This is a genomic window from Citrobacter sp. A316 (assembly GCF_002042945.1).
In the GTDB taxonomy this organism is placed as follows: Bacteria; Pseudomonadota; Gammaproteobacteria; order Enterobacterales; family Enterobacteriaceae; genus Citrobacter; species Citrobacter portucalensis.
This window is the reverse complement of sequence record NZ_MVFZ01000015.1, coordinates 81488-96975: the sequence shown is the minus strand read 5'-3', so window position 1 is coordinate 96975 and position 15488 is coordinate 81488. Positions and strand designations below refer to the sequence as shown.

The 15488-nt window shown below is 51.5% G+C and carries 10 protein-coding genes; 4 read left to right on the top strand and 6 right to left on the bottom strand.

Annotation, left to right across the window (positions count from 1 at the left end):
- Positions 1-2: 2 nt before the first annotated feature.
- The gene (gene tamB / locus BZK41_RS18195; RefSeq protein ID WP_079939067.1) at positions 3-3779 is read right to left on the bottom strand and encodes an autotransporter assembly complex protein TamB; all 3777 of its coding nucleotides are present in this window, start codon (positions 3777-3779) and stop codon (positions 3-5) included.
- Positions 3776-5509, bottom strand: a complete 1734-nt coding sequence (gene tamA, locus BZK41_RS18190) for an autotransporter assembly complex protein TamA (protein WP_003025718.1) — start codon at positions 5507-5509, stop codon at positions 3776-3778. Before tamA ends, tamB begins: the two co-directional genes overlap by 4 nt.
- 212 nt (positions 5510-5721) lie before the next feature.
- Here tamA and msrA point away from each other — a divergent pair, with 212 nt between their 5' ends.
- Together msrA and BZK41_RS18180 are read left to right on the top strand one after the other, a co-directional pair.
- On the top strand, positions 5722-6360 hold the full coding sequence (gene msrA / locus BZK41_RS18185) for a peptide-methionine (S)-S-oxide reductase MsrA (protein ID WP_079939066.1): 639 nt from the start codon (positions 5722-5724) through the stop codon (positions 6358-6360).
- Between the two features lie 273 nt (positions 6361-6633).
- Positions 6634-7974, top strand: coding sequence for a hemolysin family protein (locus BZK41_RS18180; RefSeq protein ID WP_079939065.1), 1341 nt, complete (start codon positions 6634-6636; stop codon positions 7972-7974).
- 67 nt (positions 7975-8041) lie between these two features.
- Here BZK41_RS18180 and BZK41_RS18175 read toward each other — a convergent pair whose 3' ends face one another.
- Positions 8042-8248 (bottom strand): DUF1107 domain-containing protein, encoded by a 207-nt coding sequence (locus BZK41_RS18175; RefSeq protein WP_003025710.1) that lies wholly within the window; start codon positions 8246-8248, stop codon positions 8042-8044.
- A gap of 328 nt (positions 8249-8576) precedes the next feature.
- On the opposite strand from BZK41_RS18175, the gene BZK41_RS18165 reads away from it, so the two are divergent.
- Positions 8577-9134 carry a YtfJ family protein gene (locus BZK41_RS18165; protein WP_003830421.1) on the top strand — a complete coding sequence of 186 codons (558 nt, stop codon included), beginning with the start codon at positions 8577-8579 and terminating at the stop codon, positions 9132-9134.
- On the opposite strand, the gene cysQ is transcribed toward BZK41_RS18165, so the two are convergent.
- Positions 9124-9864 (bottom strand): 3'(2'),5'-bisphosphate nucleotidase CysQ, encoded by a 741-nt coding sequence (cysQ, locus tag BZK41_RS18160; RefSeq protein ID WP_079939064.1) that lies wholly within the window; start codon positions 9862-9864, stop codon positions 9124-9126. The two genes, BZK41_RS18165 and cysQ, sit on opposite strands and share 11 nt — an antisense overlap.
- Positions 9865-10052: 188 nt before the next feature.
- Here cysQ and cpdB point away from each other — a divergent pair, with 188 nt between their 5' ends.
- Positions 10053-11996 carry a 2',3'-cyclic-nucleotide 2'-phosphodiesterase gene (cpdB, locus tag BZK41_RS18155; protein ID WP_139762623.1) on the top strand — a complete coding sequence of 648 codons (1944 nt, stop codon included), beginning with the start codon at positions 10053-10055 and terminating at the stop codon, positions 11994-11996.
- Positions 11997-12341: 345 nt separating this feature from the next.
- Here cpdB and torD read toward each other — a convergent pair whose 3' ends face one another.
- Both torD and torA read right to left on the bottom strand, forming a co-directional pair.
- Positions 12342-12959 (bottom strand): molecular chaperone TorD, encoded by a 618-nt coding sequence (torD, locus tag BZK41_RS18150; RefSeq protein WP_079939062.1) that lies wholly within the window; start codon positions 12957-12959, stop codon positions 12342-12344.
- The gene (gene torA, locus BZK41_RS18145) at positions 12946-15459 is read right to left on the bottom strand and encodes a trimethylamine-N-oxide reductase TorA (protein ID WP_079939061.1); all 2514 of its coding nucleotides are present in this window, start codon (positions 15457-15459) and stop codon (positions 12946-12948) included. The genes torD and torA overlap by 14 nt, the downstream gene beginning before the upstream one ends.
- Positions 15460-15488 lie beyond the last annotated feature (29 nt).

The following is a 15488-nucleotide window of genomic DNA, read 5'->3' as shown; positions in this document are numbered from 1 at the left end:
TGCTAAAACTCGAACTGATAGAGCAAATCAAGTGCCTGATCTACGCCAGACACTGCTTCCAGATATAGCTTAGGCATCAGACGATAACGTAGCGTGAGTGTCGCTAAGGAGTCAAATATACCCACACCATATTTCACCTGCAGACCTGGCAGTACGTATCCGCTGACAACCACCTGAGATGAGTCGCCCACCCCTTGCGTGTCCAGTGCCAGATTGCTTACGCCAAATGTCTCCCCGATTTTACCCACAACCTGACCACTTTGTGCAACCCCCAGACCAATAAGCATTGAAGTCATCGCTGCGCTATCGCTCTGTTCGCTATCCAGCCCTTGTCCACGTAGCAGGTAGGAAAGCGCCATTTGCTGCGACATTGCCGGGTCGGAGAAGATCTCCGCCTTCGGTTCATCGGCGGTACCGGTGACGCGAACGCCAGCGATCACGTCGTCTTCGGTAGCATCCGGGTTACGAATCGCTTCGATGTTGAGCAATGGCTGATCCGGCGGACCGGAGAACAACAGCTCGCCCTTACGCACAATCAGATCCTGACCATAGGCGTGGAAGCGACCGCTCGGAATATTAATTTGCCCGTTAAGCCCCAGCCCCTGCTTATCCTGCACCACTTTCAGATCGCCCGTCAGGCGCGCTTTCAGACCAAAGGCGTCAAGACGCACGTTATTACCAACGTGGATGTTCAGGTTGCTGTTGATCGGAATACTGGCGGTCTGTGGTTTCTCCGGCTGCAGATTATTGTTAAGCATGACCATATCGCTGGAAACCCCAACCGCGCTTTCCGGCAGGTCATGTACCACGATACGCGCCCACGGCACATCCACGTTGCCATCGAGGGTGAACAGGCTTGGCGTGGCTTCAAAGACCACGTCCGGCGATACGTCCAGACGAACCATCGGCGGTACGGTAATACGCACCCTGCTGCCTTTAGCCGCGACACGCGCCCGCCAGTTGTCTATCTGACTCCAGTCGGCATCGCCGCTCAGGTTAATTTCTCCCTGCTGCGTGCGCACCACGCCCGCCAGCGTGGAGCGTGTTCCGGTGAAGTTAACGGCTAACTGGCTTGGCTGCATGTCAAACGGCATAAAGTTACCGTCGATATCCAGACCGCTCAGTTGCAGCTGTCCGAGCAGCTGCGGGCTTTGCACATCGCCGCCCAGACGCAGGTTGGCGTTGATCGTCCCAGCCGCTTTTTCGCCGCGCGAGAAAATGGGGTTCACCATCGCCAGATTGAAGTTGCGGATATTGACGTTACCGCCCAGGCTACGACGTCCTTGCGGATCCGTTACCTGCACCTGACCGTCAAACTGCCCGTTGTTGGTCAGACGAATCAGCCAGCCCAACTCGGCACGGTTATTGTGCAGGTCGGCGGTCAGATTCAGCGTTTCAAACGCCACGGGGAGCGGGGCATCATTCACGCTTTGCGTGACCTTCACGTTACGTCCGCTCAGAGTAACCTGCCCTTGTGGCAGCCCCTCTTTAGTGGTGTCCCAGCTCACATCAGCTTTGCCGGTGAACACGCCGCTGGCCTGGGTTGTCTCCGGCATGAACGGTTTTAACATCGCCAGGTCGAAGCGGTTAAGGTTCACCACCGCGCGTCCCGATGCGCCGGCATCAATGGTTTGCGGTACGCACAGCTCCGCATTCGGGTTGTTCCAGCAGTGCGGCCCGATACTAATTTTCTGTTCCTGATTACGGTAATCCAGCGCGATAGCCCGATTGAGCGACCAAGGACCGACCGGCGTCTGGAAGCGGGTATTGCTTAACTCTCCTTTCCAGCGCTGTTCTTTGCGATCAAAGCTCCCGGCAAGATCCAGTTGCCCGGAAACCGGCTCACCCTGAATGCGCAACTGTAGCTCATGCTGCTTTTCACTGCCTTTGGCGTTGAGCGTCACCAGGCCAATATTTACGTCAGGTTGTACAATTCGCTCTACGCGAACGTTGAGATTACCGGCGATTTGCTCGGCCGATTTCACGTCGCCTTCAACGCGTACCTGAGCGACAGAAAGTTCCTGCCAGCGCAGACCACGGGCGGTAATATCCGCCAGCAGCTGTGGTGCTTCAACCGTACCGCGAACTTTTACCAGCCCTTTCGCCGTACCGCCCAGCCCCGGCAGCGCGTTATCCAGGCTTGGGGCATCAATCGTCGCGTCGAGATTGAGGTCTTTGACCCCCAGTTCCCCTTTCACGTCCGCACTGTTACGTCCCAGTTCCAGATGCAGGCCCGGGATCGTCCACTGCAGGTAGCTATTCCCCTTCAGCGAACCGTTCACATTGACCTTGTTCTGCTTCACGTTGCCGGTCAGCTTCAGCTCAGGAACTTCCATCTGCCAGCTTCCGCCGTACAGGCTGCCGCGCGTTTTCACCAGGCCATTCAGTTTTGACGGCCAGTCCGGGATCGCTTTTGCGGTGTTGATACCATCCAGCGTGAGCTCCCCGCGCCAGCTGATCGCCTGCTGCCAGTCCACCAGCGCTTTCAGCTCGGTTTTGCCTTCCAGCGCCGCAACGCTGAGTTTGTCGAGATTGATCTGTTGCTCGTTGCCTTTGGCGTCCAGCGTGATAGTAGCCGGAGGAATATCCTGACCTTTCACGGCGGTACGCATCGACAGCGTATAGTCGGTCATCTTGCCGGTCAGTTTGAGCTTAATGTCATCGGCCTGGAACTGTTTGTCGCCGGTAAACGGCCAGTAAACCTGCTCACTTACCACCTCAATGTTGAGCGGCAATCCGGCTTCCGCCAGACGCGTCTGCGCACGCAGGTCCATATCCACCGGACCAGACAGATTGACGCCAACTTCCAGCTGTTCGCGCAGCGCACCGCCGACCTTCAGCTTCACCTTTTCGCCTTTTAACGGGTCGATGTTTAGCGTGCTGTTTAACGTAATATCAACCGGCCACGCGTCGGTCAGTTGCGCCGTGCCGCTGGCTTTTACCGTTCCCTGATTCGAGTCGATATCCAGCGCGTCGAGCTTCATATTGCCGTCAATGCTGCTCACTTTCAGCAGCATGCTATGTACCGTTAAATCCGTATCCCCGGTCACACGCAGTTGCTCGCCGCGAAACTCTTCAATATTGAGATTGAGCGGCAGATGGACATCGGTCATTTCCGGCAGCACCGGCTTTGAGAACAGATCTTTTAGCGTTTCGCCGAGCGGCTTTTCATCCGGCTGCGGGTTTTGAATCTTCGGTTCGACAACCTCTTCCTGTGCCACTTCCGCCACTTTAGGCAGGGCAATCAGTAGCCCCTGTAATGACGTTGGCTTCAGGGTTAGCGTTTTTTCCTGCCAGTTCAGACCGGAGGTAAAATCCAGCACCGACACCGTGGTGTCATCGATTTTGATATTGATGTTGTTCAGCGCCACGCGCGAAAGCGTGATGGGGTAAGGCGTGGAAAGATTAAGCGGACCGCTCTCTTCTTCCTCAACCGGCGCGGATGGCGGCATCTTTTTGCTGTCGATCGCCACGTTGATGTTTTTCAGCGCCAGATCGTTAACGCACAGGCTGCTGTCCCACAGACAGTTAAGCCCCACGGCCAGATGCACTTCGCCGGCATTCACCACCACGCCAGGCTGGTCATAACGAATATTTTTCAGTGATAAATCCCGCCAGCCGCCGGTGACCTGACCAATCTCCAGCCCCGGAACCCAACGATTAGCTGCTTTGAAGATCAGATGCAGGCCCGAGGTGGTACCGACGAGGAACGCCACCGTGCCTAACAACAGCAGGATAAAAATCAGCACGCCGAGGCTTATCTTCTTCCATAAACTCATAATTCAGGCCCCAGACCGATGTAAAACTGTAAACCATGTTCATCTTTGTCGCCGACCGGGACGGCAAAGTCGAGCTTGATAGGTCCAACCGGTGATTGCCAACGTACGCCGACCCCGGCACCGGTTTTGAAATCGCTTCGGCGAATATCGCTGACCGCTTCACCGCTATCGACAAACATCGCGCCCCACCATTTACCGGTCACGTTGTACTGGTATTCCAGCGAGCCCGTTGCCAGCTTGGAGGCCCCTTTCAGCTTGCCGTCGCTACCTTCCGGCGAAATAGATTTGTATTTATAGCCGCGAATACTGCGATCGCCCCCGGCAAAGAAACGCAGGTCCGGCGGCACTTTGTCGAAGTCTCCGGTTTCAATCCAGCCGAGATTGCCACGCATCACAAAGCGATGGCGATCGTACAACGTACGGATCCAGACGTTTTGCGCCTGGAAAACGGAGAAATCAACGTCTGAACCCCAGGCAGTATTGGAGTAATCAATGGAATAACGCTGAGAGTCGCCCCAGACAGGCATCAAGCCGCCGCGTGAACGCGTCCGGCTGATCATCACGCCCGGATAGAGCAGCATAGTGGTGTTGGTGACGTTACCCTGGGTAAAGTGGTCGAGGCTCCAGCGCAGGTTAATCGCGCGCTGCCAGCCGCTGGAGAGATCCCAGTAGCGAGAAACCGCAAGCGTCGTGGAGTCCTGCTCGGTGTCGTTTAAATCGGTACGCTTAAAGCCGCCCTGTACCAGGTAATACTGTTCCAGCGGGTTCTTTAACAGCGGCATTTTATAGCTGAAATCAAGCACCTGCTCTGGCGCCGAGATACTCGCGCTGGTCGTCAGGCTATGGCCGTAGGAGTTCATCCACGGCTTTTTCCACGAGGTCTTCACCCGTGGCCCGACGTCAGTTGAATAACCGACCCCGGTTTCGATGGTGTTTTCGGTTCGCGGTGAGACCACACCTTTCAGCGGCAGCACCTTGGTTTTGCGGGCTTTATCAAATTCCGGCGCGACGACCACGGAATTAAACCATCCGGTCGCCGACAGACGACGGTTTAGTTCGCCCAGATCTTTCGACTCGTACTCTTCACCTTCTTTAAAGGGCACCAGATTTTGCAGATACTCATCGCGAATTTGCGAGCCTTCAAAGGTGACATGCCCAAAGCGATAGCGTTCGCCGCTGTTGTAATCGATATCCCAGAACGCCTGGCGACGCTCAAGCGCTATCCCGAGCTGGCTTTTATTAAATTCACTGTCGAAATAACCTTTACGCAACGCCACGCTGGTGAGTGACTTTTTGAAGTTGTCATAGTCCCCTTGATTCAGCACGGTGCCGATTGCCGGGCGCGTTTTCAGCAGATCCAGATAATCTTTATCCGTACGCGCGCCACCGCGCAAAATCACCTCGGTGCCACCAATCAGCACCGGCTCGCCGGGGGTCACTTTGGCAATCAGCACCTGGCGGCCTTTCGCCGGCGGTGGACGCAGTTCAAAATCAATGGTCGGCTCAAAGTAGCCCAGCGCTTTTAGCCCTTCTCGGATGGCATCATCAACGCGCGCACGAAAGCGTCGGTCTGGAGTGACTTCATCACTTTGAATCGTGGACAGCTGTGCCCGGACGTTTTTCTCCAGCGGTCCTGATAATCCTTCGACCTGTAAGCGAACATTCGCGGCGGCGGCGGAGCCACTTAAGCACAGTAATCCCACCCAACATAACTGACGGATATGTGGCACATTTTCTCCTGAATATCCTTTTTTCCCACCCCTGGAAAAAAATACTATGCCGTTCCTCGGCTTAACAAAAAATCAACAATAAGAGTTGAAAAACAGACGACAACCCAAATATTTCTTATGTTTAACTCTAGACGTATTCACGCCGTTTATTGTGGGCAAAGACGCGTCTCGTTACAACCTTAACCCAAATGACTGATTTCGGGAGAACGGCCATGAGTTTATTTGATAGAAAGCATCTTGTTACTCAAGCAGATGCCCTACCTGGACGCAACACCCCGATGCCAGTGGCAACGCTGCATGCGGTTAACCAACATTCGATGACCAACGTGCCCGACGGTATGGAGATAGCTTATTTCGCCATGGGATGTTTCTGGGGCGTTGAGCGTTTATTTTGGTCATTGCCAGGAGTCTACAGCACGGCGGCCGGATACACCGGCGGCTACACCCCAAACCCAACCTATCGGGAAGTGTGTTCTGGCGATACCGGGCATGCCGAAGCGGTACGCATCGTCTATGACCCGCATGTTATCAGCTACGATCAACTGCTGCAGGTGTTCTGGGAAAATCACGACCCGGCTCAAGGCATGCGTCAGGGGAACGACCAGGGCACGCAGTATCGCTCCGCCATTTACCCGTTAACACCGGAACAAACCGCCGCGGCACAGGCCAGCCTTGAGCGTTTTCAGGCAGCAATGACCGCCGCAGGCGACGAGCGCACCATTACCACGGAAATCACTACGGCAACGCCGTTCTATTATGCCGAGGACGATCACCAGCAGTATCTGCACAAAAATCCTTACGGATATTGTGGCATTGGCGGCATTGGTGTTTGCCTGCCGCCACAAGGATAATTTCCCCCTCTGGCGACTTTACAGTGCCTTACGCTATACTAGCTTCTGAAATTACCGGTCCACTCCCTTCGGACCGGTTTTCATTGAATATTCCATTGGATTTATACTCTATGGATTTCGAGTTGCAGGCAGGCGGCAAACTCGTGAATCCCCAGGAGCATAGATAACTATGTGACTGGGGTGAATGAGTGCAGCTAACGCACCTGCGGCTTGAAAGTCGACGAGTATCAACTTCTCCCTTCCGAGGATCTGACCTGAACGGTCGGATAAGATATGTTAAACAGTATTTTAGTCATTCTCTGCCTGATCGCCGTGAGTGCGTTTTTCTCGATATCTGAGATCTCGCTTGCTGCATCGCGCAAAATAAAACTTAAACTGCTTGCCGATGACGGCAACGTAAACGCACAACGTGTTTTGAAGATGCAGGAAAACCCCGGCATGTTTTTTACCGTCGTGCAAATTGGCCTTAACGCGGTCGCCATTCTCGGCGGTATCGTCGGTGATGCCGCATTCTCCCCGGCGTTTTACAGCCTTTTCTCGAAGTACTTCGCTCCAGAGCTGTCCGAGCAGTTAAGCTTTATTCTGTCATTCTCGCTGGTTACTGGCCTGTTCATCCTGTTCGCGGATTTAACCCCGAAACGCATCGGTATGATTGCGCCAGAAGCTGTGGCTTTGCGTATCATCAACCCGATGCGCTTCTGCCTGCTGGTCTTCCGCCCGCTGGTGTGGTTCTTTAACGGTCTGGCAAACAACATTTTCCGCCTGTTCAAGATCCCAATGGTGCGTAAAGACGACATCACCTCGGACGACATTTACGCCGTGGTCGAAGCCGGTGCGCTGGCGGGTGTTCTGCGCAAGCAGGAACATGAGCTGATTGAGAATGTGTTCGAACTGGAATCCCGTACCGTCCCGTCTTCAATGACCTCGCGCGAGAATATTATCTGGTTCGATCTCCATGAAGATGAGCAAAGCCTGAAGAACAAAGTGGCGGAACATCCGCACTCCAAATTCCTGGTGTGTAACGAAGATATCGACCACATCATTGGTTATGTTGATTCAAAGGATCTCCTCAACCGCGTACTGGCGAACCAAAGCATGGCGCTGAACAGCGGCGTACAGATCCGCAATACGCTGATCGTCCCGGACACGCTGACGCTCTCTGAAGCGCTGGAAAGCTTCAAGACCGCAGGCGAAGACTTTGCCGTCATCATGAACGAGTACGCGCTGGTGGTGGGAATTATCACGCTCAACGACGTTATGACGACGCTGATGGGCGATCTGGTAGGCCAGGGTCTGGAAGAGCAGATCGTGGCGCGCGATGAAAACTCATGGTTAGTCGACGGCGGTACGCCGATTGATGACGTGATGCGCGTGCTGGATATCGACGAGTTCCCGCAGTCCGGCAACTATGAAACCATTGGCGGTTTTATGATGTTCATGCTGCGTAAAATTCCAAAACGCACCGACTCGGTGAAGTATTCAGGCTACAAATTTGAAGTGGTGGATATCGATAACTACAAGATCGATCAGCTGCTGGTGACGCGTCTGGACAGCAAACCTACCGTTCTGGTACCAAAACTGCCAGATGCAAAAGAAGAGGCAAAGGCATCTTAACGCCTTACAGAAACATCAACGGCTCCCATCAGGAGCCGTTTTTTTTAACTACTGCATAGCACTTTGATCAAGCCATCTCAGTTTGCAGACGCAAGACCTGACGGTTAACTTCGGACATCACGGAAAAATGCAGCTTGTCCTTCACTTTTGGGATAAGAATCTTACCCTTATCAAATTCAAAAGCGCCTACATCCTTGATATATAACCGTCCACGAAACAGGATCTTCACGTACTTCGCCACCTGCAGCGGGTTGTATCGTTGGAAAATTTTCATTGTTGTCTCCTGCTGAGCATTACGCCTTTGCGGTACCACAATCGGTCCGACAATCCTCAGGCGCAAATTTTAATGCCCTATGACTATAGACTATCTCGTTGATGTTTCCAGCGTGTATAAGTTTATTTACCTTCAAGTTACAATTATTCAGAATTATCTTTTCAACGCTTCGCTGTCTTCAGTATAAGCCTTCATTTTTCGCAGGATTTGTGCGCCCGTCCGCAAACTGGCATCGCGCTTGCGGGAAAAAGCATCAATCGCACATATGATTAAATTCCAGACCCAAGTGGTCGGATCACCTGCAAAATAAAAGAAAGAAGGAAAACCTATGACCTTACGAAAACTGCTGGCGCTGTCATGCCTACTGCTGCCGATGATTGCCTCCGCACATAAGTTTGAGACTGACCAACGCGTACCTCCGGTGGGGATCGCCGATCGCGGCGAACTGATTCTCGATAACGATAAGTTTAGCTACAAAAGCTGGAATAGCGCGCAGTTGCCAGGCAAAGTGCGAATTGTGCAACACATTGCCGGACGCACCTCCGCCAAAGAGAAAAATGCGACGCTGATCGAGGCAATCAAAGCCGCCAACCTGCCGCATGACAAATACCAGACCACCACTATCGTCAACACGGATGACGCCATTCCCGGCTCAGGTATGTTTGTGCGCAGCAGTCTGGAAAGCAATAAGAAGCTCTACCCGTGGTCGCAATTCATTGTCGACAGCAATGGCATTGCGCGTAAAGCCTGGCAACTGGATGAAGAGAGCTCCGCTATTGTCGTACTCGACAAGGACGGACGCGTGCAGTGGGCAAAAGATGGCGCATTAACGCAGGAAGAGGTGCAGCAGGTGATTGCCCTGCTGCATAAATTACTCAGTAAATAGAGACGCGGAAGCCGGGGTTGAGGAACGATTCACGTGGGGTGTAATCCAGAGTTTTCCCCTGCCAGTCGTGAACGTGCGCTCCGGCTGCGGCGGCAACGGCATGGCCCGCGGCGGTATCCCATACGTTGGTTGGCCCAAAACGCGGATACAGCTGCGCGTGCCCTTCCGCCACCAGGCAGAACTTCAGCGATGAGCCAATCGACGTGGTCTGGTGCTCGCCCAACTGTTGCAGATACTCTTTTAACTCATTGTCGGCATGCGAGCGGCTAATCACCACCAGCGGCGGACGCGCGTCACGAACCTGAATTTGTTTGCGTACGCCGCACTCTTCTTTCCACGCTTTACCTTCTGCTGCGCTGTACATCACTTTCATTACCGGCGCGTAAACCACGCCCAGAACCGGCCTTCCTTTCTCGATCAGCGCAATATTGACGGTAAACTCACCGTTACGCTTAATGAACTCTTTGGTCCCGTCCAGCGGGTCCACCAGCCAGTAGCGCTGCCAGTGCTGGCGAACATCCCAGCCAGGAGGAGCTTCTTCAGACAGAACCGGAATATCTGGCGTCAGCGCCAGTAATCCTTCGAGGATCACCGTATGCGCGGCGATATCCGCCGCCGTGACCGGAGAATCATCCTGCTTGCTGGTAATCTCCATCGGTTTGATTCCATCGTAGACCTGCATAATGGCATCGCCCGCGTTCCGTGCAAGCTGGCATACATGTTCTAGCATTCTCCACCTCGTTTATATCAGTGGTGTTAACTCGTTGTTTTACTTATACCCGATCGTCAGGGGATCCGCCAACTGTGATAGCGTCTGCGGTTTTAAACGCTATATTCATGTCATGATTCACAGTTCTGTAAGCAAGAAGATTTATATACATTTTCTTTTGTGGCTTAGATCTTAAAAGGATGCCCCTGATGATTAAGTTTAGTGCAACGCTTCTGGCAACGCTGATTGCAGCCAGCGTCAATGCCGCGACCGTCGATCTGCGTATAATGGAAACCACTGATTTACATAGCAATATGATGGATTTCGATTATTACAAAGATACACCAACAGAAAAATTCGGTCTGGTACGTACGGCAAGTCTGATCAACGCTGCGCGTGGTGAAGTCAAAAACAGCGTGCTGGTTGATAATGGCGATCTGATTCAGGGCAGCCCGCTCGGGGATTACATGGCGGCTAAAGGGCTGAAAGCGGGCGAAACTCACCCGGTATATAAAGCGCTGAATACCCTGGATTACGCGGTGGGTAACCTCGGCAACCATGAATTCAACTACGGTCTGGAGTATCTGCACAACGCGCTGGCCGGGGCGAAATTCCCTTACGTTAACGCCAATATCATCGACGTTAAGACCAAAAAGCCGCTGTTTACGCCTTACTTAATCAAAGACACAGAGGTGGTCGACAAGGAAGGGAACAAGCAGACGCTGAAGATTGGCTATATCGGCTTTGTGCCACCACAGATTATGACCTGGGATAAAGCCAACCTCAGCGGCAAAGTAACGGTGAACGACATTACGGAAACTGCACGCAAATACGTTCCGGAAATGCGGGAAAAAGGCGCCGATGTCGTGGTGGTGGTTGCTCACTCCGGGCTTTCTGCCGACCCATATCAAACGATGGCGGAAAACTCCGTTTATTACCTCAGTGAAGTACCGGGCGTGGATGCCATTATGTTTGGTCACGCTCACGCTGTCTTCCCGGGTAAAGACTTTGCCAATATTAAAGGCGCAGATATCACAAAAGGTACGCTGAACGGGGTTCCTGCAGTGATGCCGGGTATGTGGGGCGATCACCTGGGCGTGGTGGATCTCGTGCTGAATAACGACAGCGGTAAATGGCAGGTCACTCAGGCGAAAGCCGAGGCGCGCCCGATCTATGACGCCGCGGCCAAAAAATCACTGGCAGCAGAAGACAAAAAAATCGTTGAGATCCTGAAAGCCGATCACGACACCACGCGTGAGTTTGTCAGCAAACCGATCGGTAAATCCGCCGATAACATGTACAGCTATCTGGCGCTGGTACAGGATGACCCGACCGTACAGGTGGTGAACAACGCGCAGAAAGCCTATGTGGAACACTTTATTCAGGGCGATCCGGATCTGGCAAAACTACCGGTACTTTCCGCCGCCGCGCCGTTTAAGGTCGGTGGACGCAAGAACGATCCGGCAAGCTTCGTAGAAGTCGAAAAAGGTCAGTTAACCTTCCGTAACGCCGCTGATTTGTATCTCTATCCCAACACTCTGGTGGTGGTGAAAGCCAGCGGTAAAGAGGTAAAAGAGTGGCTGGAATGTTCCGCCGGGCAGTTCAATCAGATTGATATCCACAGCAGCAAACCACAGTCGTTGATTAACTGGGATGGCTTCCGTACCTATAATTTCGATGTGATTGACGGTGTGAATTATCAGATTGATGTTTCACAACCTGCTCGCTACGACGGTGAATGTCAGACCATTAACCCGAAAGCGGAACGTATTAAAAATCTGACCTTTAACGGCAAACCAATCGATCTAAATGCCACCTTCCTCGTCGCGACCAACAACTACCGCGCCTACGGCGGTAAATTTGCCGGAACCGGCGACAGCCACATCGCGTTTGCCTCTCCGGATGAAAACCGCTCGGTGCTGGCGGCCTGGATTGGTGCACAGACGAAGCGTGCTGGTGAAATTCACCCGGCGGCAGATAACAACTGGCGTCTGGCGCCGATTCACAGCGATACACCACTGGATATTCGCTTTGAAACATCACCGTCTGATAAAGCCGCTGCGTTTATTAAAGAGAAAGGCCAGTATCCGCTGAAGAAAGTCGCGACCGATGATATCGGTTTCGCCATTTATCAGCTGGATTTAAGTAAGTAACTTTTGTGCCGGATGCGACGCAATAGCGTCTTATCCGGCCTATAAAATACGCCGCCCGCTCGTCTCGCTGTACTGGCGTGGCGACTGTATCGCTCTTATTCGCCTGATACTCTGCTGCTAAAATTGAAGGTTAGCAAAACATCAGCACCATTGTTCAGTATCTCATCCATAACGAAAGTAATGAAGATGATAATATCGAAAAACTATTCATACTGATACATACGTATATAAATATGTAAGAGCATTATGGCATCTAAGTTTTTAGGAGTTTTATGAATAAAAAACTGGGAGCATTAAACAACCCGCCTTTTCAAGCGGGTTATTTAGCCATGAATGTTATCACTTTTACAGCTGTTCAAGAATATATTTAGCATCAAGCCGAATGTACTCTATCAGTAGCTGCCCAGCTACCGCATAAAAACCAAACTCATCGCGCTGCTTACAACCTTCAATAAATAGTGGTAACCATATAAGTAAACGATGGTGCAGAAAATTAGACTGATCCTCAAAAGAACTGTCTGTATAGGCAATGGAATCTATAAAAGTAGCCATTAAAGCCAGTTGAACTGCAATGTGATCACATGCTTCATTATTTTGCGGTGCTAAATTGTTTACCATTAAAAGACCGCCCATTACCAACCGTTCTTCAGAAACAGTTGTATGTGGGTAGTGTCCGGCATAAGGTGAGATACCCGCTGGTGGTGGTAACAAAAATAGAGACGCAAAATCTGCAGCCAGTTCCTGCTGACTGAATTTACGACTGAGGGCTGCTTGCAAACGATATTCGAACTCACAGCTAAGCGGATGCAACTCTGGAATAAGTTTAAATGCATCGATCAGCGACGAGTTCTCTTTATGCTGGAGCCCCAATAACGCCTCTTCCGACAACTCCTGAAAGAATAGCTGAGAGAACCAGCGGTAAATCCCGGCACGTTGCATGGCAATGTCTTCAGCTTGCTGCATTTACGGTGTCTCCGGTTTTTAATTTAACCTCTGTCGGACCGCCAAATCCGGTTACTGCAGGCAACTCACCGCTATAACGTTCAATCTGTACGAGTGCACTGTGCGCAGAAGGCCCTTGCGCCAGATTTGAGGTGCCTCTATCGGCACTTAACACGTTAGGATCGCCGTAAGTGCACAAAGTACCCGCTTTGCCACCCTCCAGTGGTGAATACCAGGCCCCTTCATGAATTCTCACTACACCTGGTGCAAAGTCCTCGCTTATGACCACCCCGGCCAGAACTTGACCCCGGTCATTAAAAACACGGGCGATGTCGCCATTCTTAAGATCACGGGCTTTGGCATCTTCTGGACCAATATAAAGCGGCTCGCGTGATGCAACTTCATAGGTACGACGATATTCATCGCTTGAACATAGTTGCGAGTGAAGACGTTTATCCGGGTGGCATGATTGCAAATGCAACGGGTATTTATCCGAACCATTCCCACCGTGGCTCCGTTCAAACGGTTCCATCCATACCGGATGACCAGGACAATCCTCATAATTAAATCCAGCGATTGTTTTACTGTAAATTTCAATTAGACCTGAGGGGGTGCCCAGAGGATTTAAATCGGGTTGTTCACGGAAATCTCCATGACGTACCCAAGGGTTTCCTGCCGGGTATTCCACATAACCTTCACCGTTCCAGAAAGTATCGAAATCTGGCATCGTTATGCCCGACGTTTCCGCCTGTGTCACACCTTCCTGATAAATCATTTTCAGGAATTGCATTTCATCCATATTTTCGTTGAATACCTGCTCACGCCCAAAACGCTTGCATAAATCAGCAAAAATATCAAAGTCATGACGAGCTTCATATTGTGGCTTAACGACCTGACGGATCGCCATCAAACCTTTATTAGAATGGGAACCAAATTGTTCAACATCATTGCGCTCATAACGAGTCGTAACAGGAAGTACAATATCGGCGAAGCGGCATGAGGCGGTCCACTGGTGATCAAGTACAACCACCGTCTCCAGCTTTTTCCATGCCTCAATCATTCGATTACGATCCTGATGGGCATGAAATGGGTTGGCAGCAGTGAATACAGCCATCCGAATATCCGGGTACGTTAAGGTTTCACCGTTGAACTGTACTTTTTTACCAGGAGAGAGCAGACAGTCTACAATACGAGATACTGGTATATGCTCTGATGCACCGCGATAATCTACTGCGTGGATTGGCGCAGGGGGGTTTTTGAGGCTACCCAGTCCAGATAATACCGGGCCTGTTGAGGTGATAGTCCCACCACCGTTATAATGCCAACCAAAACCAACACCACCGCCAGGTAAACCGATTTGCCCCACCATTGATGCCAGTACGACTAACATCCATGGGTACTGCTCACCATGGTGCATCCTCTGAACACACCACCCACCCATAAACTGAGTGCGTCCCTGTACCAGCAGACGAGCGAACTGACGAATTTCATCTGCCTGCAGACCACAAATTTTTGCTGCCCACTCGGCATCTTTCGGTTGTTTATCACTTTCACCAAGCAGGTAGGGTAAGAACTGGTCAAAACCGACACAATAATCCTTAATGAATGCGGCATCATATAGCTTTTCCTGATACAGGGTATAAGCCAAGCCAAGCATCAGCGCTACGTCAGTTTGAGGATTAATTGCCAGTTGTTCACAGTTCAGATAATTTTGTGTCTTGCTACGTACCGGATCGACACTGATAACCTTTATCTTTCCCTGTGCTACGCGTTCTTTAATCTGCTGCCAGTAACCATAAGCCTGATGATCAGGAACCAGGTATTCAATTTGCAGATTCTTAATAGGGTCGCAGCCCCACAATATAATAGTATTGGTATTTTCAATCACCAGTGGATATGAAGTTTGCTGCTCGTTAACCTCAACAGAACCAATAACATGTGGCAGAATAACTTGTGCAGCAGCGGTGGAATAATCGCCAAGTGTTTTAACATAGCTACCGTGCAGCCCTAATCCACGATTCATTGCGCTACCAGCTTTGTGTAACTTACCTACAATCTGCCAGTCTGCAAGCCCAGTGAAAATCCCAGAGGATCCATAGTTTTTCTGAACACGGTCAAGTTCACCATACATCAGATCGAGTGCCTGATCCCAGCTAACCCGGACAAATCTGTTATCACCACGCTGATTACGATCGGATTTCTCCTTATTACGCAACCAGTCCAGACGAACCATAGGGTAGCGCACCCGGGAAGGGTTATAAACGACTTCACGTAAGGCTTTGAGCATGTCACCGGGATGTTTATCATGTCTAAATGGACGTGTCTCAATCCATTCTCCATTACGGACCAGAGCCTCAAAAGCACCAAATTGAGAGCCTGATTGTATCCACATGTCCGGGGTTTCACCAGCAGCCCATGCCCGACTGAATAATGGTTGCGGGGCCAGGATACTTGCAGCGCCTACGGCCATGACGCCATTAATAAACCGCCGCCGCGAAAGATTTACATCGTTTATACTCATAACAGTCTCCTAGCATATTAATTATTAAA